The 18790-nt window shown below is 54.3% G+C and carries 19 protein-coding genes and 1 pseudogene; 12 read left to right on the top strand and 8 right to left on the bottom strand.

Going from position 1 to position 18790, the window contains the following annotated elements; genetic code table 11:
- Positions 1-148 precede the first annotated feature (148 nt).
- The 4 genes from HP564_RS03670 (at position 149) to HP564_RS03655 (ending at position 2075) form a co-directional block, all read left to right on the top strand.
- A complete protein-coding gene (locus HP564_RS03670; RefSeq protein ID WP_371240249.1) occupies positions 149-766 on the top strand; it encodes a TetR/AcrR family transcriptional regulator in 618 nt (205 codons plus the stop codon).
- 161 nt (positions 767-927) lie between these two features.
- Complete coding sequence (locus HP564_RS03665; protein WP_371240247.1) at positions 928-1131, top strand: hypothetical protein; 204 nt, start codon at positions 928-930, stop codon at positions 1129-1131.
- Between the two features lie 298 nt (positions 1132-1429).
- Positions 1430-1669 carry a regulatory protein YcgZ gene (gene ycgZ, locus HP564_RS03660; protein ID WP_371240245.1) on the top strand — a complete coding sequence of 80 codons (240 nt, stop codon included), beginning with the start codon at positions 1430-1432 and terminating at the stop codon, positions 1667-1669.
- Between the two features lie 136 nt (positions 1670-1805).
- Entirely contained in the window at positions 1806-2075 is a 270-nt protein-coding gene (locus HP564_RS03655) for a hypothetical protein (protein WP_371240243.1), read from the top strand.
- 33 nt (positions 2076-2108) lie between these two features.
- Here the strand turns inward: HP564_RS03655 and umuC are convergent.
- Positions 2109-3227: pseudogene (umuC, locus tag HP564_RS03650) on the bottom strand (translesion error-prone DNA polymerase V subunit UmuC); the annotation flags it as partial.
- Positions 3228-3352: 125 nt separating this feature from the next.
- On the opposite strand from umuC, the gene HP564_RS03645 reads away from it, so the two are divergent.
- Positions 3353-3949: a recombinase family protein gene (locus HP564_RS03645; protein ID WP_371239623.1), complete on the top strand. Its 597-nt coding sequence runs from the start codon at positions 3353-3355 to the stop codon at positions 3947-3949.
- Positions 3950-4066: 117 nt separating this feature from the next.
- Here HP564_RS03645 and HP564_RS03640 read toward each other — a convergent pair whose 3' ends face one another.
- The gene (locus HP564_RS03640; protein ID WP_028722792.1) at positions 4067-4972 is read right to left on the bottom strand and encodes a LysR family transcriptional regulator; all 906 of its coding nucleotides are present in this window, start codon (positions 4970-4972) and stop codon (positions 4067-4069) included.
- A 98-nt stretch (positions 4973-5070) separates the two neighbouring features.
- Between HP564_RS03640 and HP564_RS03635 the strand changes: the two genes are divergently transcribed.
- Genes HP564_RS03635 through arsH form a run of 4 tightly spaced genes read left to right on the top strand, consistent with a single transcriptional unit; the run spans position 5071 to position 7921 of the window.
- Positions 5071-5598, top strand: coding sequence for a GNAT family N-acetyltransferase (locus tag HP564_RS03635; RefSeq protein ID WP_014606056.1), 528 nt, complete (start codon positions 5071-5073; stop codon positions 5596-5598).
- A 41-nt stretch (positions 5599-5639) separates the two neighbouring features.
- Entirely contained in the window at positions 5640-6821 is a 1182-nt protein-coding gene (locus HP564_RS03630; protein ID WP_371239620.1) for an MFS transporter, read from the top strand.
- Positions 6822-6869: 48 nt separating this feature from the next.
- A complete protein-coding gene (locus HP564_RS03625) occupies positions 6870-7202 on the top strand; it encodes a helix-turn-helix transcriptional regulator (RefSeq protein WP_028722790.1) in 333 nt (110 codons plus the stop codon).
- A gap of 5 nt (positions 7203-7207) precedes the next feature.
- Positions 7208-7921: an arsenical resistance protein ArsH gene (gene arsH, locus HP564_RS03620; protein WP_028722789.1), complete on the top strand. Its 714-nt coding sequence runs from the start codon at positions 7208-7210 to the stop codon at positions 7919-7921.
- A 66-nt stretch (positions 7922-7987) separates the two neighbouring features.
- Here arsH and arsC read toward each other — a convergent pair whose 3' ends face one another.
- From arsC to cadR, 4 genes are all read right to left on the bottom strand, one after another.
- Positions 7988-8416 carry a glutaredoxin-dependent arsenate reductase gene (arsC, locus tag HP564_RS03615; protein WP_028722307.1) on the bottom strand — a complete coding sequence of 143 codons (429 nt, stop codon included), beginning with the start codon at positions 8414-8416 and terminating at the stop codon, positions 7988-7990.
- 43 nt (positions 8417-8459) lie between these two features.
- Entirely contained in the window at positions 8460-9749 is a 1290-nt protein-coding gene (locus HP564_RS03610; RefSeq protein ID WP_019106253.1) for an arsenic transporter, read from the bottom strand.
- A 90-nt stretch (positions 9750-9839) separates the two neighbouring features.
- Complete coding sequence (locus tag HP564_RS03605; RefSeq protein ID WP_028722306.1) at positions 9840-10193, bottom strand: metalloregulator ArsR/SmtB family transcription factor; 354 nt, start codon at positions 10191-10193, stop codon at positions 9840-9842.
- A 263-nt stretch (positions 10194-10456) separates the two neighbouring features.
- Entirely contained in the window at positions 10457-10915 is a 459-nt protein-coding gene (cadR, locus tag HP564_RS03600; RefSeq protein WP_033755771.1) for a Cd(II)/Pb(II)-responsive transcriptional regulator, read from the bottom strand.
- A gap of 193 nt (positions 10916-11108) precedes the next feature.
- On the opposite strand from cadR, the gene HP564_RS03595 reads away from it, so the two are divergent.
- On the top strand, positions 11109-13625 hold the full coding sequence (locus tag HP564_RS03595; protein ID WP_371240635.1) for a heavy metal translocating P-type ATPase: 2517 nt from the start codon (positions 11109-11111) through the stop codon (positions 13623-13625).
- Between the two features lie 312 nt (positions 13626-13937).
- On the opposite strand, the gene HP564_RS03590 is transcribed toward HP564_RS03595, so the two are convergent.
- Both HP564_RS03590 and HP564_RS03585 read right to left on the bottom strand, forming a co-directional pair.
- The gene (locus tag HP564_RS03590) at positions 13938-16061 is read right to left on the bottom strand and encodes a tyrosine-type recombinase/integrase (RefSeq protein WP_371240633.1); all 2124 of its coding nucleotides are present in this window, start codon (positions 16059-16061) and stop codon (positions 13938-13940) included.
- 1 nt (position 16062) lies between these two features.
- Positions 16063-17046, bottom strand: a complete 984-nt coding sequence (locus HP564_RS03585; RefSeq protein WP_371239615.1) for a tyrosine-type recombinase/integrase — start codon at positions 17044-17046, stop codon at positions 16063-16065.
- A 140-nt stretch (positions 17047-17186) separates the two neighbouring features.
- On the opposite strand from HP564_RS03585, the gene HP564_RS03580 reads away from it, so the two are divergent.
- Together HP564_RS03580 and HP564_RS03575 are read left to right on the top strand one after the other, a co-directional pair.
- On the top strand, positions 17187-17918 hold the full coding sequence (locus tag HP564_RS03580) for an SDR family NAD(P)-dependent oxidoreductase (RefSeq protein ID WP_371240241.1): 732 nt from the start codon (positions 17187-17189) through the stop codon (positions 17916-17918).
- A gap of 374 nt (positions 17919-18292) precedes the next feature.
- Positions 18293-18739, top strand: coding sequence for an NUDIX hydrolase (locus HP564_RS03575; protein ID WP_371240239.1), 447 nt, complete (start codon positions 18293-18295; stop codon positions 18737-18739).
- The last annotated feature ends 51 nt before the right edge of the window (positions 18740-18790 follow it).

The following is an 18790-nucleotide window of genomic DNA, read 5'->3' as shown; positions in this document are numbered from 1 at the left end:
AAAATTATTCTTTTGTGCGTTTACTGGCTGCATGCACTCTCTGATGGATAAGGCATTTTGTTTCGCTTTACAGAAAACTGTTTTTTTATTTTTCACGGCGCGCTGTGCTTATGGTAATTTGGCGGTAAACAGGCTATTAATTTTATCTATGACGCTACCCAAGATACCCGCCGCTCCCGCTAAAGAACGCGGCAGGCCCAGAGCCTTCGATACGGACAAAGCCCTCGATAACGCCATGATCGTCTTTCGCCAGAAAGGTTTTCATGCCTCATCGGTCAGCGATCTTAGCGAGGCGATGGGCCTCACCGCTGGCAGTATCTATAAAGCGTTTAAAGACAAGCGCACCCTGTTTTTACGCGTATTTGAGCGCTATATTTCGGTGCGGAATGCGGATTTGCGCCTGCGCCTGCAGCACTGTCCAGACGGCAGAGCGCGTATAGCAGAGCTGTTGCAGTTTTACCTCGACTCTGCCGTCGAGATCGAAGGGCGCCGCGGTTGCCTGGTGGTGGGCAGTACCGTTGAGCTACAAAGCCTGGACGACAATCTTTCCGAACTGGTGCGTCAGGCCGTACTGCGTAACCGCAACTTTCTGGTCTCACTGATCGAGCAGGGCCAGGAAGATGGCTCCGTCTCTCCTGCGCTGAACGCGGAAACCGCTGCGGGTTTACTACTCTGTGTGGCATTTGGTATGCGCGTAGTAGGTAAAGTTCAGGATGTGACTAATGGAGCAGAAACGATTAAGATGCTCCTCAGTATTCTGGATTAGTTTATTTACCATATTAGGAAATAAACGTTTCCTAAATATAAGGTGCGCAGATCGTTCTACCTGAAGCGACAGTTTTCTGTGCCCTTTTGGACTAAACCGTAACAGAGATAATGCGCTTAAAATGATGATCGTCTTGCTTTTAACGCGTTTCAGGAGGCAGATTGCAGCATAATGGGCCTGCTGATAACGATGAAATTTATGCCCTGCTTGGCCGTGTCGTCACGCAAATTCTGCAGCCTGGCGAGTCACTTCCTCTGCAGGAAATTATCGGCGCACTCTACCGGACGGGCCGTCGCTCTGGCGATCCAGAAATCCAGGCCGCCTGTGAACGCGCCATTCGCTTGCTGATGGACAAATTACACTGATTTCTCTGCGCGCCCGCAACGTTTAGCTGATGCTGGACCTGGCTTAAACCGATCTCTTGGCGTGCTACCTGAACATTAATTTTGCTTCAGCCTTTTTTTAGTACCGGAAATCTGTACAGACTCGCTTTTTATTGACCCCGGTTTTAACGTAACGCGTTGTTATTGCTGAACGGAAACAGGAAGATAAAAATTAAGCGAAAGCGCACATGTAATCCTGTACAAGCATAAAAAAATTGTATAACTTTAACGCTGGCTTAACTGACCATATTTTAATCACGCGAACAAGTAAGGGTTGCTTATGCGCCAGAACGATACCACTTCGACCACATCCAGTGATATTGCCCAATATTTTAATAAAGCCGTTCTTCCTACCGAGCAGGAAACCCTGGGCCAGATCGTGGTAGAGATCCTGCGTGCAGGTGATGCCCTTAACCGGAAAACACTCTGTGCCAAATTGCTGACTCGCCTTGAGCAGGCTACCCATCCTGAAGAACAACAGCATTATCAGAAATTAATTGGTCTGTTATTTGGTCGTTGAGCCTGATTTGCCGACCTGCCATGGCATTCATGGCGTGACCGCAGCATGATTTACCGCGGAGCCTGTCAGGCAGAATATTCGCCCTCAGGGTTCTAATCTGTCCAGCAGGTAAAACACTGTATTAAGAGATGCGGGTATGTACAGAAGTAAAATTGAAAAACTGACTGATTATGTGACTGGCGAAGCCGTTGCTGCGCTGCTTGAGCAAAACGCCTCTATTTCAGGCGCATCGCTGGCGAATCGCCTGAAAGTGATGGCTATGACAGAAACAGACAGCGATCGCCAGCAGGCGCTGGCGCTGGCGCTGGCCGAAGTATGCCGGGAGCTTCCTTCAGCCCGTGTCGGCGCAGAGCCGACGATGCACAATCTGGGCGTGCGCGCGTCGGCAGGGGCGAAAAAGCAGTAACGGTGCGTTGCACCCTTTATGGCGTTCGCTCGGTTACTTCACAACAGGCAGATCGGCAAAGCGGGTGGTGTAGGCGGGTGACAGCATTTCTCGTTTCATCGCCCAGCGTTTCTCCGTTCCCTGTCCGGCAAACCAGAGCGTGCCCCTGCCCTGTTGATTAATGCGATCGATAACCTGCATCAGCGCCTCGCTGTTCGCGCGTGGCCCGCAGGGATCAAACAGCTGTAGCTGTGCCACACCCTGGCTAAAAAAATCTCCCAGCATCACTCCTGCCTTCATATAGCGATAACCGTCGAGCCAGATGCGATCAAGGGCGTCCGTTGCCACCCGGACAATATCGCGCGTATCGTTCGTCGGCGTCAGCAGCTGTCCCGATGCCTGATTACCGTAACAGGCCTCGTTTTCAGCGTGGGGGCTGGTTTTAACAAACACGGCGATTTGACGGCAGTACTGCTTTTCCTGGCGCAGCTTTTCTGCCGCGCGCTCCGCATACTGGCAGACTGCCTGCCGCATTTCGTTGTAATCCGTGATGCGCGTACCAAACGAACGTGAGCAGACAATCTGCTGTTTGGCTGCCACCTCTTCCAGTTCAAGGCAGGGCTCTCCACGCAGCTCGCGTACCGTACGCTCCAGTACGACATTAAAATGTTTGCGCATGACCCATGTTGAACTTTCCGCCAGCTGCAGTGCCGTGTTGATGCCTAACTGATGGAGCTTTTTGCTCATCCGGTCCCCCACGCCCCACACCTCCTCGACCGGCACCAGCGCCATTAGTTTGCGCTGCCGCTCCGTCTGCGAAAGATCGACAACGCCTTTCGTACCCGGATATTTTTTTGCCGCGTAGTTAGCCAGTTTCGCCAGAGTTTTAGTTGGCGCGATGCCGACGCCGACGCGAAGATGTGTCTCACGCCAGACGCGATCTTTGACATCGTGACCAAAGTCCTCAAGCGGCTGGCAGAAGCTGACGCCGCTCAGATCGAGAAAAGCTTCATCGATACTGTATATCTCTACCGCAGGCGACATCGCTTCCAGCGTCGTCATAACCCGATAGCTCATATCAGCGTTTATGTGGAATGGAAAATCTACAAATTTTATCAGTGCTGCTGTGTCTGGATAGGTTGAACAGAAAGGAGGTACTGTATGTCTAGTTAATACCAGTACTTATACTAAACCGACCGGTTTCGTACATGTAGAATATAGTCTGTCCGAAAGTTAGTGTTTTTAATTTCGGACATACGCTATAATAAGTACACCTATTTCGTACATAAAGTAACTACATGTCACGAGTTTTTGCCTACTGCAGGGTATCGACCCTCGAACAGAACACTGAAAACCAGCGTCGTGAAATCGAAGCGGCTGGCTTTGCCATCAGACCCCAGCGACTGATTGAAGAGTACACAAGTGGTTCAGTCGCGGCTGCTGAACGCCCTGGATTTATGCGTCTCCTTGATCGAATGGAAAACGGAGACGTTTTAATCGTAACGAAGCTGGATCGCCTCGGGCGAAACGCCATGGATATCAGAAAAACCGTTGAGCTACTTTCTGCGTCAGAAATACGGGTACACTGCCTGGCGCTGGGAGGGGTAGACCTCACCAGTCCGGCCGGAAAGATGACAATGCAGGTAATCTCGGCGGTTGCTGAATTTGAGCGCGATCTGCTACTTGAACGTACACATGCTGGTATTGCGCGGGCTAAGGCATCCGGAAAGCGTTTCGGCCGCCCGCCGGCTCTGGATGACGAACAAAAGAAAGCGGTGTTCTTGCGTCTTAGTGAAGGGAAGAGTATCAGCGCGATCGCCCGCGAATTTGACACCACACGGCAGACCATTTTAAGAGTGAAAGCGATAATGGAAGACGCTGATGCTCGTTCATGAGTTGCTTTTCTGCGTATGTCCGCTTTGTGCCAGAAGCGGACGTTGGTAGCTGGTAAAAGCTGTAGTGATACTTCGCCGGAGAGAGTAGACCTGTCCGGTTTAGATATCGAAGAATATTTATCTGATTTCGTTTTTTGCAAAACTGCTGTTTAGGTTTTTCAGCACTTCATTGATACCTCTGCTTACAATCCGGTCTTCCCGCATGACTGTCCCGAGAGTCCGGTGAAGAGAGGGCGTCACAGAGTAAAGATCGAGCCCCGATCTTTCCTCAATGCATGCAACGGACATTCTGGGAACAATGCTGTAGCCAAGACCGGCACGGACCATTCTTTTAATAGCTTCGATACTGCCAAGCTCCATGACCGGGCAGGCAATATGTCCCGTCTCCCGGAACCACTGGTCAATCAGGGCGCGTGTCCCGCTTCCCGGTTCAAAGATAATCAGCGGCAGCGGCAACAAAGCGCCCGGATTCCATATTTTCGCACTCGGCTCTGATGCATCCTTTTCCATGATGACAACAAACTCATCCGTACCCAGCGGGATGATGCTCAGGTTTTTACCTGCAGCTGGCAGAGTCACCAGGCCAATATCTATACGATTTTCCTCCACGCCCCGCACTATATCGGAAGTGTTACCTGTGCGTACGTCCACCTTCAGCAGGGGATGGGCCTGCCGCAGTTGCTGTAGTAAGGGGGGAAGTAAATGAATACAGGCCGTTGCGCCTGTGCCAACAGTAACAGTGCCGGTTATCTCATCAGAATGCTGGCACACCGATTCAACTGCTGTACTTACCACTGCATCAATTTTCATGCTGTGCTCAACGAGAGTCAGCCCGGCTGGCGTGGGCCTTACTCCCCGGCTGGTTCGCTCAATAAGCCGGACCTGAAGCGCCTGCTCCAGTTGTCTTATATGCAGGCTCACTGCCGGCTGCGACAGACCAAGTGCTTCAGCCGCCCCGGAGAAACTGCCCCGGCTGACGACCAGTCTGAAAGTAGCCAGGTGATCGAGGTTCAGGTTTGCCATGCCAAAATTTTCCTTATGCCGCTGATAAGTCCTGCTGCCTGTCTGAAATTGTTCATTCCGGTTAGTCTCTGCTTATGACCGCAGAAGGAGCCGTACCGATGGAAATAACCGAAGCAGATGAACGACATATTCCTGCCATCCAGCAGATTTATGCTTATCACGTATTGCATGGCACCGCCACTTTTGAAACTGAACCGCCGGATCCGGCTGAAATGACAGCCCGCCTGAAAAAGGTGCGTGCAGCAGGACTGCCCTGGTTTGTGGCTGTTGAGGACGGCAATGTCCGCGGATACTGCTACCTGTCACTCTACCGGGAACGGTGTGCCTACAGATTCACCCTGGAGAATTCTGTATATATTGCCCCCAATTTTCAGGGCCAGGGGATCGGAAAAAAGTTGTTATTGAGTGCGGTCACATGGGCAGAGGACCGTAGCTTTCGCCAGCTCGTGGCCGTAGTTGGAAACAGCGAAAATAGCGCCTCTCTTGCCCTGCATCGCGCGGCAGGCTTCAGCATTACAGGAACGCTCAGATCTGTGGGCTTCAAGCACGGACGCTGGCTTGATACGGTCATCCTGCAGCGTACGCTCGGGCAGGGCGACGCCACATTTCCGGAGAGCACGGGTTGACTGACGGGTATCTGACAGGCCGCACCATTTTCTGCATTGGCATGACGCAGCTAATCAACTGGGGTATCACATTCTATATGCCGGGGGTCTTCGGGACCGCCATCATGTCGGAGACAGGCCGGTCACCAGTTGTGACATTCTCCGGGCTGACTATTGCCATGCTTGTTATGGGGCTTGTCTCGCCACTTACCGGCCCCCTTATAGCACGTACCGGCGGGCGTACGGTAATGATGGTGGGAACCTTCGTCATAGTCCTCGGTTGTTTTCTGATGGCTTTTACCCATTCAACCACATCGTGGGTTGCCGTCTGGCTCCTGATGGGAGCTGGCATGCGACTTGCCCTGTATGATGCCGCATTTGCGCTGCTTGTAGAAATTGCAGGCGCAGAGGCCCGCCGGGCAATCACCCTGGTCACACTGCTGGGTGGTCTCGCGTCAGTCGCGTTCTGGCCTGCTGGCGCTGCGCTACTGCACTTTACCGACTGGCGGCATGCCATTATCGTTTACGGCTGTGCAGGCATTGTCAGCCTGCTTTTTTTGACCACCGTTCCGGCAGGTTATCGGCGTCAACCTCCCGTTGCCGGGCAGCCCGCTCTTCAGGCGATCGGACCAGCAGAAGACCGGAAAGCCTTTATCAGCGGCCTGTGGTACGCCACGTTGATAGCGCTGATAAGCTTTGTTTCCACCGGCGTGTCCGCTCATTTTCCTCAGATACTGGCCGCTTATGGTATGCCCGCCGTAGCGGGTATGTTGTGGGGGATGGGACAGGTGAGCGCCAGACTGCTGGACGTGGCTTCCGGTGCACGTACTTCAGCGATCCGTCTGAGCCTGTTTACCGGCATTATTCTGCCATTATGCTTTTTGGTTGGCCTTGCAGGGAATGTTACCCCGGTGGCTACAGCCATCTTTATTCTGAGTTACGGGGCTGTAAACGGACTGAGTACGATCATTAAGGCCGTCCTGCCTCTTGTGCTGTTTGATCCGCAGCAGTATGCCCGTAAAACAGGCTTACTGCTGTCACCCGCTTTTTTGCTCGCGGCGCTCGCGCCGTCAGTTTACGCCATACTGCTGGAGCAATACGGCACACCCGGCACGCTGCTTTTATCTGCCATCCTTACCCTGTTCATCACGGCGATTTCCATAGTGATCTGGCGTCGTCATCCTTCCTCTGCTGGACCGAACCGGGATAAGGGCGAGCCATCCATTCCGGGGAAAAATATTTGACGCTGATTATATTTCTATTATTCTGGAAATATAGTTCAAGGAGGGCGTATGGATTTAAAAACAGCAGCAAATGCGCTTCGGGAGCTGGGGCACCCGACCCGTCTTAGCGTATACCGGGAGCTGGTGAGAGCGGGTCATGACGGCCTGCCAGTCGGTGTTCTGCAGAAGCGCCTCGGTATTCCGCCCTCCACGCTCAGTCATCATATTTCGGCGCTGATGTCCGCGGGCCTGATCAGCCAGGAACGGCAGAGCCGTACCTTGTTTTGCAGACCTTGCTATACGCAGCTTGAACAACTGATGGCCTTTCTTACAGAGGAATGCTGCGCAGGCAGTAGCTGCAGCCTGTCACCCGCGACGACTCACAAAGAGACCTCATTGTGAATAACATGAACGATACCCTGAAAAATGTTGATACTTCACTCCTGGACGTGCCGCTGACGGAAGATAAGCTGAGGGCTGCAGAAGTGGCGCACCCGCCCCGCATTCTGATGCTCTACGGCTCGCTGCGGGAACGATCTTATAGCCGGCTGACGACGGAAGAAGCCGCCCGGCTGCTGACGGCAATGGGTGCAGAGGTCAAAATTTTTAATCCGTCCGGTCTGCCGCTGCCTGATGATGCCCCTGAAACGCATCCCAAAGTTGTGGAACTGCGCGAACTGGTTCTCTGGTCGGAAGGCATGGTATGGTGCTCCCCGGAGCGTCACGGCGCTATGACCGGCATCATGAAGGCGCAGATTGACTGGATACCGCTGACGTCAGGTGCGGTTCGCCCGTCGCAGGGAAAAACCCTGGCTGTCATGCAGGTCAGCGGCGGCTCGCAGTCTTTCAACGCAGTTAATCAGATGCGCATTCTGGGGCGCTGGATGCGTATGATTACTATCCCGAATCAGTCATCCGTGGCAAAAGCCTGGGCTGAATTTGATGAAGATGGTCGCATGAAGCCTTCGCCTTACTACGATCGCATCGTGGACGTAATGGAGGAGCTGATGAAGTTCACTCTGTTGACGCGCGGGCGCAGTGACTACCTGACCGATCGCTACAGCGAAAGGAAAGAAAGTACCGCGCAGCTCTCTGAGCGGGTTAATCAGCGCAGTATATGAAAAAAGCCGGCATCTGCCGGCTTCTGTTTTTGCGTCTCCCTTCCTGCCGGCAGCACACTGAAAAAATCAGTGGCTCATCCGGTTTCCGTGTTCATCAATGACTTTTTCGCCGTCCTCTTTCGTAAATGCTCCCTGCTGCGGGTCAGGCAGAATGTCCAGAACCGCTTCAGACGGACGACAGAGTCTTGTGCCGAGCGGCGTCACAACCACGGGGCGGTTTATGAGGATAGGGTGAGCCAGCATCGCATTCAGCAGTTCATCATCGTTGAACCGGTCTTCTGCCAGCCCCAGCTGCTCATACGGCTCTGTATTTTTGCGCAGCAGGGCGCGTGCGCTAATACCCATATCAGCTATCAGCTTTTTAAGCTCGTCGCGGGATGGTGGCATCTCCAGATACAAAATCACTGTTGGCTCCACGCCACTGTTACGGATAAGCGCCAGAGTATTACGGGACGTTCCGCAGGCCGGATTGTGATAAATAGTGATATCAGTCATAAACGGTACTCCGTTAAGGAGCTGCACAGACGCAGCCCCGGGGTTAAGGTTGAAAAGACAGGCGCAGGGCCAGCGCCGCCAGCGTCACAAAAAGTACCGGCAGGGTCATCACAATGCCCACGCGGAAGTAGTAGCCCCAGCTGATGGTGATGTTTTTCTGAGCCAGCACGTGCAGCCACAGCAGTGTCGCCAGGCTGCCGATGGGTGTGATTTTCGGGCCGAGATCGCAGCCGATGATGTTGGCGTATACCATTGCCTCTTTCACCACACCCTGAGCCGTGCTGCCGTCAATCGAAAGCGCGCCAACCAGCACGGTAGGCATGTTGTTCATTACGGAAGAGAGTGCCGCAGTCAGGAAGCCGGTGCCAAGTGTGGCACCCCAGACGCCGTGCTCAGCAAAACGGTTCAAAGCAGCAGAGAGGTAATCCGTCAGGCCGGCGTTACGCAGGCCATATACCACGAGGTACATGCCCAGCGAGAAAATGACTATCTGCCAGGGCGCGCCTTTCAGCACTTTGCGGGTGTCGATAACCTGTCCTTTTTGGGCAACCAGCCAGAGAACAAACGCCCCTACCGCTGCTACCAGGCTGACCGGTACTCCAAGGGGCTCAAGGCCGAAAAATCCGACCAGCAGCAGAAGTAAAACAAACCATCCGGCCCGAAAGGTGCGCATGTCGCGTATAGCTTCCGCTGGCGCTTTCAGCTTCGCCAGGTCATAGGTTGCCGGGATCTCTTTGCGGAAAAACAGATGCAGCATCACCAGCGTAGCCACCACGGAAGCAATATTCACCGGCACCATGACGGAAGCATACTCACTGAAGCCCAGCTTAAAGAAGTCCGCCGTGACGATGTTGACCAGGTTCGACACGATTAGCGGCAGGCTGGAAGTGTCAGCGATAAAGCCCGCTGCCATTACAAATGCCAGCGTGGCAGCCGGACTGAAGCCCAGCGCCAGGAGCATGGCAATAACGATTGGCGTCAGGATAAGCGCCGCGCCGTCATTGGCGAACAGCGATGCCACTGCCGCGCCCAGCAGAATAATATAGGTGAACAGCAGTCTTCCTCTGCCGCCTCCCCAGCGGGAAACATGGAGTGCTGCCCACTCAAAAAAGCCGGACTCATCTAACAGCAGGCTGATGATGATGACCGCAATAAACGTGGCCGTCGCATTCCAGACAATCTGCCATACGGCAGGAATATCACCGATATGCACCACGCCGGTCATTAGCGCCAGAGCGCCCCCGATAACGGCACTCCAGCCAATACTCAGTCCTTTCGGCTGCCAGATAACCAGTACCAGCGTCAGAACAAAAATCGCACCCGCCAGAAACATATACTCTCCTTTAATACTGCACCTGTCAGGCCTGGCGCAGAGAACTTAAAAATATACATATGGGAAAACACATATGAATAGTTAAAAAATTTAAATGCAGATTGGCTTGCCGTTGGTGGTTACATTGTCCCGCTCAGCCTGCTGGCTGAGCTGCAGGATGTCATCCCGCTGGCACAGATAAGCCTGTTCAATTACAGCTGCCGCCCAGACGGGCATATGAGGTGACAGTCGGTAATGAATCCACTTGCCATCACGCCTGTCGATAAGCAGACCGGCGTCCCGGAGTAACGCAAGATGACGGGAAATTTTTGGCTGAGATTCTCTGAGAGTAGTTGTGAGTTCGCAGACGCAAAGTTCTCCCTTTTCCCGCAGCAACAGCACCAGACTGAGCCGTGTTTCGTCAGAAAGCGTTTTGAAAAGCTGTAGAGGATTAAGCTGAAGCATTACAACTCCTGTTTAACAAACAGTGAGCAGTATCGCTAAGTAGGGGGTAGCGAGCAACTATACATTCGGTAAAACATATATTTTTGGTGGTTTTTTATCTTGCAGGTCAGATATAGAGTACGTCGATAAATAAGTTGTAATCGATCAAGGTCCGCTCCTCGCTCATAGCGGACCTCCAGCTCAGTCAGCATGTCCGCTCTGTGCCAGAAGCGGACGTTATCTTTTAATTAAAACGGCTCGTTACAGAGCCTGCTCTTAAAAAATTAATGCGGATGGCTGCCGGCAAGATGGCCAGAAGAAATAACGGGAAGGACATCATCCGACTCATCTGCCTGCTCCAGTTCGCGCAAAATGCCACAGTCGCGCGTTGCACGGTTGGCGTTACAATGACTCTGCAGCTCGCACAACTGCGTTTCCAGCATATTAAGTTCACGAATACGGGCCTGTACATGAAGAAGGTGCTCGTTTATCAGGTCGTTAACCATACCGCAATCTGCATCAGGCTGACTGCGTGCCTGCAGCAGCACCCGGATTTCTTCATGGGTCATATCCAGCGCCCGACAGCGGCGGATAAACATCAGTCTTTCCAGATGGGCACTGTCATAGTGACGGTAGTTATTTGCCTGGTCACGTAATGCTGCCTGCAGCAGCCCCTCACGCTCATAATAACGCACCGTCTCTACCGGACAGCCTGCCTGCCGGGCCAGTTCGCCAATTTTCATAACTTTTTCCTTGTACACTTGACCCTGTAGTTACTTCAGGGTCTTTAATGCCAGTATATGCTATGAACGAGATAAAAACATGAGTGACTGCTGTAGTAATAACAAGTGCGGTTCTGCCGCGTCCGGAGAGCGGACATCCGTCAGCTATACCTCTGCTGCCACGGCAGACGCCTCCGGAAAAACTTCGCAAAAAATGGCTGATGCCTCACCGGACTGTTGTAGTGCCGGAAGCTGCTGTTCATCGGAGAGTCTGAGTCAGCCTTCCGGGCCAGTGGCAGAACGCGACGGGAGCGATAGCGTTCAGACACGTCTGCGCATCGTGCAGATGGACTGCCCGACGGAAGAGACGTTGCTTCGTAAAAAACTCACAAAACTGTCTGACGTCAGTGAGCTTGAATTCAATCTGATGCAGAGGGTACTTACCGTGACCCACTCGCCGCAGGCACTGGAGCCGGTACTACAGGCGGTGCGCTCTCTGGGTTTTGACCCGGAACTGGCTGATAAAGTCACCCGGCCTGCCGGCATCAGTTGTTCAGGCAGCAAAGCGGAAAGCGCCTGCGGTTCCTGCTGCGCACCTGCGGCTGTCACTTCCGGTGAGCTGCAGGCACAGCAGTTGACCGCTGACGGAGTGCGTACCAGCATCCGCATCAGGCAGATGGACTGCCCGGTAGAAGAGGGCATGATCCGTAAAAAGCTGGACGGTATGTCGGCCGTTAAGGAGCTGGATTTTAACCTTATGCAGCGCGTTCTGACGGTCGTTCATGCACCGGGTACGCTGGAGCCGGTTCTGGCCGCCATTCGTTCGCTGGGCTTTGAACCTGAGCTCTCTGACAGCAGCGGGCGGCACGCGGCTACTGAGGAAAAGAAAAATCCCTGGTGGCCGCTGGCACTGGCCGGCGTTGCGGCAGCGGCCGCCGAAGCTATGCACTGGACAGGCATGCCGGAATGGCTGGAAGCAGTTCTGGCCCTGGCCGCTGTTGGTGCCTGCGGCCTGTCTACCTACAAAAAGGGCTGGATTGCGCTGCGTAACGGCAATCTGAATATTAACGCCCTGATGAGCATTGCTGTAACCGGGGCGCTGGCGCTCGGGCAGTGGCCGGAAGCCGCCATGGTAATGGTGCTGTTCACGATCGCGGAACTGATTGAGGCGAAGTCTCTTGACCGCGCCCGCAATGCTATTGGCTCCCTGATGACGCTGACGCCTGAAACAGCCACGATTCAGCAGCCGGACGGTTCCTGGACAGTGGCAGATGCCAGATCTGTACCCCTTGACAGCGTGGTCCGGGTAAAACCGGGTGAGCGTATCGCCCTTGACGGCAGGGTTGTCCGAGGCAGGACCAGCATCAATCAGGCACCCATTACCGGCGAAAGCCTGCCGATCGAAAAAGGAGAAGGCGATCCGGTTTTCGCCGGGACGGTTAACGGCTCCGGTGGTTTTGAATACCGGGTAACGGCTGCTGCCGGAAATACTACACTCGCACGCATCATTCATGCCGTGGAGGAGGCCCAGGGGGCAAAAGCCTCTTCGCAACGCTTTGTTGACCGCTTTGCACAGGTTTATACCCCCGTGGTGTTTGCAATCGCGGTTGCGGTTGCCATCCTCCCGCCACTGATGGCAGGTGAAAGCTGGCACGAGTGGGTTTATAAGGCGCTTGTCATGCTGGTTATCGCCTGCCCCTGCGCGCTCGTCATTTCCACGCCAGTAACTATCGTCAGCGGCCTGACGGCGGCAGCCCGCCGGGGGATCCTGATTAAAGGTGGCATTTATCTTGAAGAGGGCAGAAAACTGAAATGGCTGGCGCTCGACAAAACTGGCACGCTGACGCACGGTAAACCTGTACAAACGGATGTGATTATCTATACCTGGGTTGCCGAAGATGAAGGCCGCAGACTGGCTGCGAGTCTGGCGGGTTACTCCGATCATCCGGTTTCGCAGGCCGTGACGGCAGCATTAGAGGGTTCGCAGCGTTATGACGTTGAGCGCTTTGAAGCTCTGCCGGGCCGCGGGGTGCGGGGTGTCATCAATGACAGAACCTACAGCCTCGGGAATCTGAGACTGGCTGAAGAAACGAGCAGCTGCCCGGAGACTGTCAGGGCGACGCTCAGGGAACTGGAGTCCGCTGGTAAAACGGTCATCCTGCTCTGTGACAGTCATCAGGTACTCGGGCTGTTTGCAGTGGCAGATACAGTCAAAGAAAGCAGTCGCGAAGCGGTGAGCCAGCTGCACGGTCTGGACGTCCGGACACTCATGCTGACCGGAGACAATTCGAGTACAGCGCAGGCCATTGCCGTTCAGGTCGGTATCGATGAAGCCCGGGGTAACCAGTTGCCTGAGGACAAACTGCGCGCCATTGAAACACTTACGGCTCAGGGTACCACTGGCATGGTAGGCGACGGCATCAATGATGCGCCGGCGCTGGCTCGCGCCGATATCGGCTTTGCTATGGGCGCGATGGGCACCGATACCGCCATCGAAACCGCTGATGTTGCCCTGATGGACGATGACTTACGTAAAATCCCTGCCTTTGTCCGGCTTTCAAAACAGACTTACAGCATTCTGGTTCAGAACATCGTTATGGCAATTGGCATCAAAGCAATATTTCTGGCCCTGACCATTGCCGACATGGGAACCATGTGGATGGCTGTATTTGCCGATGTGGGTGCAAGTCTGCTTGTTGTGGCAAACGGCCTGCGCCTGTTGCGTAAATAGCTGGTTATTATGTTGCCCGCTGGCTAACGGCGGGCAACGTCTGCTTTTCGCTCATAGCGGACATTTAGCATCTTCATGAAATGATCGCGCTACGTGAATTCTGTTGAAAATCCTATGTGATTCCCACAAAGCGTAAAAATTTGGCCGGGTATACCCTAATGTCATACCCTGAAATCATCCATTTTACCTTTAAGTCATTACTTAAAAGTCATACCTTCTTTTGTCATAACTTAAAAGTCAGTGGTGCGCTCCCCATCGGGTGACGAAATTTTATGAATTGTCACGTCCGTCTTCGAGACAATTCAGCTTGAATTATTTGTCAGGCTTTAAACTTAGCTTTTTCAGCGCCATTTCAACTTTTTCAGCGTCCTGCTCTACGATAGCTTTCTCATCAGGCGTAAGCGGAACTTCTTCAAGGTAACGCTTGATTGATGACTTACTCTCGAGTATCAGACCACGGGCGCTTTCCTTCATCAGGTTAAAATCACAGCCAATGCAAGCCATCCGGTGAGGGCAGCTGCTCCAGAAGGGATTCGTGCAGTACGAATCGCCCAGATCATAATACTTCGCGGGTCCGGTCAGGCTGGCGGCTTCGGGATCGTGGTCAATCAGCACGCTTATCATGTGAGCGACCCTGTCTGCTTTGACGAACGAGGCTGCCAGTTGAGTCGGGCGAATACGCAGATAATGCATGGTGGACTGAGGCGTTGAATGGCCCGCCCACTGCATCAGCTCGTACAGCGACATGCCCTGCGGGACGCTGGCCAGCGCGGTCACCGCTGAGGCCCGCCCCCGGTGGCTGGTTATCGTTCCGCCGCTGTCTTCTGACGGCACGCCCGCGCGCGCGCAAAGCATCGGTATCAGCGTGCGGTTAAGAATGCCACCGCCGGCAGGCTTACCGCGGTACTGAAACAGAAGCCGGACTTTCTCACCGGTCCGCTCGTCGGCGAGCAAAGCCTGTTCTGCCGGACGTTCATTCAGCCAGATGTCGACGTATTTTTTCACCACAGCCGCCACCGGTTTAGCAAAGGCTTTTGAGGTTTTTCCGGCAGGGATATGCAGGTAGCACAGGGTTCCTGCCGGGATTATACTACCGTCGTCCTTCACGATATCGTCCGCCTGCAGCGCGATGCACCCGGTGGTCAGACGGAGCAGTTCGTTCTTCCTCACCCCCGCATGGGTCCAGATGACGGCCATCGCCTGCAGCATGGCAAGCGGATAATGTATTTCAGTGAGCAGGTCTTCCTGACGCAGATTGAGGCTTGCCCAGATGAGCTTGAGCCAGACCGGATCGTCGATTACCCGGGGATTGACGCCGCGCCGGAAGAGGGGCGTGTCCGGTGTGGAAAGATGACGGGCAGGGCTGAAGCGCAGGCGACCCCAGCCCCAGTTTTCGTAATCGATCATAAAACGGCGCAGCGAATAGATAAAATTCGCCCTGGAATGCGGCATCATGGGCTCGCCGGAGCGCACCGACCTCCGGGTGCCTCTTTCCGTGCCCAGCTGCAGTTCGTCCACGTTCATCCGGCCTACCGCCGCGATGAAACTGGCGCAGGTCTCCATCGTCCAGTCTGCCGGTTCCCGCACCTCCGGATGCTCCCGGGCTAGCCAGAGGCCGCAGCGTAGAGCAAAACTGTACTGGGTTTCGCGGGTGCGCGGCCTGAGCACTGACGTTTCCCGCCAGCGCCGGCACCAGTGCACCCAAGCCGGATTGATTCCTTCTACCGGCTTTTCATACCATTTCGTGTAGTTTCGCATCCTCATCGGGGCGCTGAAAATGCCCAGCGCGGCAAGTGCGTGTGAAACGCGGCCGACGTAACGGGATATCCCCTTGTCTGTCCCGCTCTGCGCGCGCCAGAGGAGTTCAGGCGTAAACGTCTCCAGCCTTGGATCCCGGTTCATAATCATCAGCGTGGCCAGTATGCCTGATACATGATTTTTCTGGCTGGCCGGGGCATAACCCAGCGACGTCAGCGTATCCGTAAGCCGGTCCAGCTCCTGATGATAAAAAGCCTGGCCGAAGATGGCAGAGGCGTAGAGGGCGGGTTTGCGTATATTGGGGAGGCTGAGCGGATCATGAAAGCCCGCCAGATGCCATGTAAAGGCGGCCATTAACGGGCGGCCCTCTCGGATTTCCCGGCAGAGCGTCAGCCAGCGTTCCTGCGGCCAGAACCAGCAGGGAGTACCGGATACATGCATTTCTCGCAGCAGTCTGGCTATGATCAGTGCGGTGACTTTGCTACCGCATCCGCTTCCGGCGGCAATGTCTGTCAGCGGCCTGATGAAGTCAGGCGCAGGCTTCATCCGCAGCATAGCGGACCGACTGCCGGAGCTGGCCAGCGTCGTTCGTTCAGCGGAGGTCAGAGACCTTTCAAGCCGGTATTCAGTCATGTCGAAAGGACGCCAGCTGCTTTCAATCGGTGTGTGTGGGCTCATGTTATTTCTCCGGGCTGAAAATAAGGTTCGCCATCTTGATATCTGCCGTTTCAATTGCACCGGCCATCCTGGCGGCAAGATCCTGTCCCGACAGGTGGATATAAATCTGTGTGGTAGCCGGATCGCGGTGCCCCGCATAGGTCGCGAGCTCGTGCAGCTTCCAGCCTGCGCGGGCCAGATGCGTCAGCCGCAGGTGCCGGAAGGTATGGGTTGAGATGTCAGGCATTCCGGATCCCAGCGCCCACTTCCGGACCGTTTTGCTCCAGGTCCAGAAAGAAAGCGGCGCGCCCTGATTACGATCGGACGCGGAACGGAACAGGGCACCCCGGGCGATCCCGCTCTGCTTCATCTGCATAAGATGGGCCGCCAGCACGGGCACGACTGCCGGGCTGTAACAGACAATACGCTCCCGCCGGCTCTTGGTGGTTTCTGCCCGGATGCGGATGAGCCGGTGTGCGAAATCGAAGTCTTCGATTCTCAGCGAGGTGATCTCAGACCGCCGCAGCGCGCCGTAGTAAGTTAATGCCAGCATCAGGCGGTCACGGAGCGGGGAAGCTGCGGCATGAAAAAGGAAAGACTGCCACTGTACATCGTCAGGAATGCGCGGCAGCTTTACGACTCGGGGAATCAGTCCCCGGCCGGAACTCAATATGCCGGGGGGGCCGGATCGGGGCAGTGGATTGACCGTGCAGAGGTCCAGATAAATGAGAAAGTCATACCAGAGTCGGATCGCAGACAGGCGAAGCTGAAGCGTGGCGCTGGCCGCAGGGAAAGGCATACCGGGTAGCTGAGGGCTGATGTAAGCAGCCACATCTTCAAACCTGGCTTTTTCAGGTTCAATACTGTGCTGGCTGCAGAATTCAAAATAATGGCGAAGGGCATTACGGTAGGCTGTGAGAGTGGCCTGCGCCCGCCCCAGATTGGATAACAGTTTCAGCCAGCGTTCTGCCAGCAACAGGACGTGTTCATTCGGTGGGATCAGCATTGCATTCACCTCTGTCAGCAGTATTGCTGCTCAAAGTTTACTCAGCTAATGTTGCATTCCACTTAACTTACTAAAGTGCGTAATTGTTATTAAGTATACAAATTATATTATCTGCTTTCCATCCTGACGGGAGTAAGCAGATGAGTCGATTAGCGAATAAAGTTGCCCTGGTTCTTGGCGGGGCAAAAGGCATTGGCCTGGCTATCAGTCAGCGATTTGCCAGTGAAGGTGCAACCACCTGGCTGACCTCACGCCGCAATGAGGAGCTGGAAGCCGCCAGCCACACCCTGACGGGTATCGCCAGGCCACTACGTGCGGATGTCAGCCAGATAAGCGAACTGACGCGGATAGTTGATTTAATCAAGACTGAGTCGGGCCAGATAGATGTGCTGGTCATCAACGCCGGAATGGCAGAATACGCGACGGTTGATGACGTTACCCCGGCCCATTTTGATGCGATTTTCGGCCTGAATGTGCGCTCACCGCTTTTTGCTATGCAGGCAGCGCTTCCCCTGATGAAGGAGGGCGCGAGTGTCGTTTTGATAGGGTCGATTGCCGATGTGATTGGTACGCCGGGGTATGGCGTATACGGGGCCAGCAAAGCAGCTCTGCGCTCTTTTGCCCGCACATGGACACATGAACTCTCGGCGCGTGGCATCCGCATTAATGTTGTTGCTCCCGGTCCCGTCGACACAGAGATGATGCTTGCAGCCTCTGAAGAACTACGTAATAAGTTAATCAGCGCTATTCCGTTATCAAGAATGGGCAGGCCTGAAGACGTTGCCAGTGCTGCACTGTTCCTGGCAAGTGATGAGAGCAGCTATATCGCTGGCGCAGAAATCTGTGTGGATGGCGGGATGACACAGGTATAAATATCGTTCAGTTTGACTCACACCAGACACATGCCGAATGAGAGAGGGACCGGGTGACCACCCGGTTCTGTTATTAGCCGGAACGGCTACGCTCTGGTTCCCGTCATTCAGGTATCCCTGTAAACAGACGCGGATGATCGAGCGAATGCGGCGGATTATGGCTACGCTGGCCTGCTCCCCGTGACTCAGTCAATCTGATTCAAGATGGTCGCTTCTGGCTCAGAGTGGGATCACAGGCGGGCCGGTGTCCGCTACAGGCGAGCAGCGAACGTTGAGTGAGAGCAAAGCGGTAAGAAAAAGCAGCCGCGTAAAGCGATTCAGACGCAATTTATGTTTATATCAATACGTATTCAGGCTTTTTTTGCGGGAGATATATGCGCATTCGACAATCGTCTCGATTAATCATTCTTTCGCCTGAACATCATGTTCTGCTTTTTAAATTCTGTCACCAGGACGGTGCCCTGAGGGGAGACAGATACTGGGCGACTCCCGGGGGTGGGCTTGAAAAAAATGAATCTTTTGAACAGGCCGCTTTACGCGAATTATTTGAAGAAACGGGTTTGAAAAGAACGTCAGCCGGGCCGCAAATCGCGTCCCGGACCTTCACAATGAGGCTACCGAGTGGGGAGACCGTACTGGCTGAAGAGCGTTTCTTTATCATTATTGCAAATACAGTAGACCCTGACCGCTCAGGGTGGAGCAGCAATGAAAAGGACGTCATTTGCGATCATCGCTGGTGGGCAAAATCAGAGCTCATCCACACCCGAGAGACCGTTTTCCCTCGCGATTTAATCATCAACATACTTGAAACACGTCAGTGAGATCCTCGACGTTAACTGCACCCGGAGATCCTCACTGTTCGCGTCTGGTAC

The organism is Pantoea sp. KPR_PJ (assembly GCF_041386365.1).
Taxonomy (GTDB): domain Bacteria; phylum Pseudomonadota; class Gammaproteobacteria; order Enterobacterales; family Enterobacteriaceae; genus Pantoea.
This window is presented reverse-complemented; position numbering and strand designations above follow the sequence as displayed.

What these genes read in the sequence shown, in the direction of transcription:
- HP564_RS03595 (WP_371240635.1), top strand. Translation starts at nt 11,109, where the DNA reads ATGGCTGATGCCTCACCGGACTGTTGTAGTGCCGGAAGCTGCTGTTCA.
- HP564_RS03585 (WP_371239615.1), bottom strand. Translation starts at nt 17,046, where the DNA reads ATGCTGATCCCACCGAATGAACACGTCCTGTTGCTGGCAGAACGCTGG.
- HP564_RS03610 (WP_019106253.1), bottom strand. Translation starts at nt 9,749, where the DNA reads ATGTTTCTGGCGGGTGCGATTTTTGTTCTGACGCTGGTACTGGTTATC.
- cadR (WP_033755771.1), bottom strand. Translation starts at nt 10,915, where the DNA reads ATGAAAATTGGCGAACTGGCCCGGCAGGCAGGCTGTCCGGTAGAGACG.
- arsC (WP_028722307.1), bottom strand. Translation starts at nt 8,416, where the DNA reads ATGACTGATATCACTATTTATCACAATCCGGCCTGCGGAACGTCCCGT.
- arsH (WP_028722789.1), top strand. Translation starts at nt 7,208, where the DNA reads ATGAACGATACCCTGAAAAATGTTGATACTTCACTCCTGGACGTGCCG.
- HP564_RS03575 (WP_371240239.1), top strand. Translation starts at nt 18,293, where the DNA reads ATGCGCATTCGACAATCGTCTCGATTAATCATTCTTTCGCCTGAACAT.
- HP564_RS03655 (WP_371240243.1), top strand. Translation starts at nt 1,806, where the DNA reads ATGTACAGAAGTAAAATTGAAAAACTGACTGATTATGTGACTGGCGAA.
- HP564_RS03580 (WP_371240241.1), top strand. Translation starts at nt 17,187, where the DNA reads ATGAGTCGATTAGCGAATAAAGTTGCCCTGGTTCTTGGCGGGGCAAAA.
- HP564_RS03590 (WP_371240633.1), bottom strand. Translation starts at nt 16,061, where the DNA reads ATGAGCCCACACACACCGATTGAAAGCAGCTGGCGTCCTTTCGACATG.
- HP564_RS03630 (WP_371239620.1), top strand. Translation starts at nt 5,640, where the DNA reads ATGACGCAGCTAATCAACTGGGGTATCACATTCTATATGCCGGGGGTC.
- HP564_RS03635 (WP_014606056.1), top strand. Translation starts at nt 5,071, where the DNA reads ATGGAAATAACCGAAGCAGATGAACGACATATTCCTGCCATCCAGCAG.
- HP564_RS03670 (WP_371240249.1), top strand. Translation starts at nt 149, where the DNA reads ATGACGCTACCCAAGATACCCGCCGCTCCCGCTAAAGAACGCGGCAGG.
- HP564_RS03645 (WP_371239623.1), top strand. Translation starts at nt 3,353, where the DNA reads ATGTCACGAGTTTTTGCCTACTGCAGGGTATCGACCCTCGAACAGAAC.
- HP564_RS03605 (WP_028722306.1), bottom strand. Translation starts at nt 10,193, where the DNA reads ATGCTTCAGCTTAATCCTCTACAGCTTTTCAAAACGCTTTCTGACGAA.
- HP564_RS03640 (WP_028722792.1), bottom strand. Translation starts at nt 4,972, where the DNA reads ATGGCAAACCTGAACCTCGATCACCTGGCTACTTTCAGACTGGTCGTC.
- HP564_RS03625 (WP_028722790.1), top strand. Translation starts at nt 6,870, where the DNA reads ATGGATTTAAAAACAGCAGCAAATGCGCTTCGGGAGCTGGGGCACCCG.
- ycgZ (WP_371240245.1), top strand. Translation starts at nt 1,430, where the DNA reads ATGCGCCAGAACGATACCACTTCGACCACATCCAGTGATATTGCCCAA.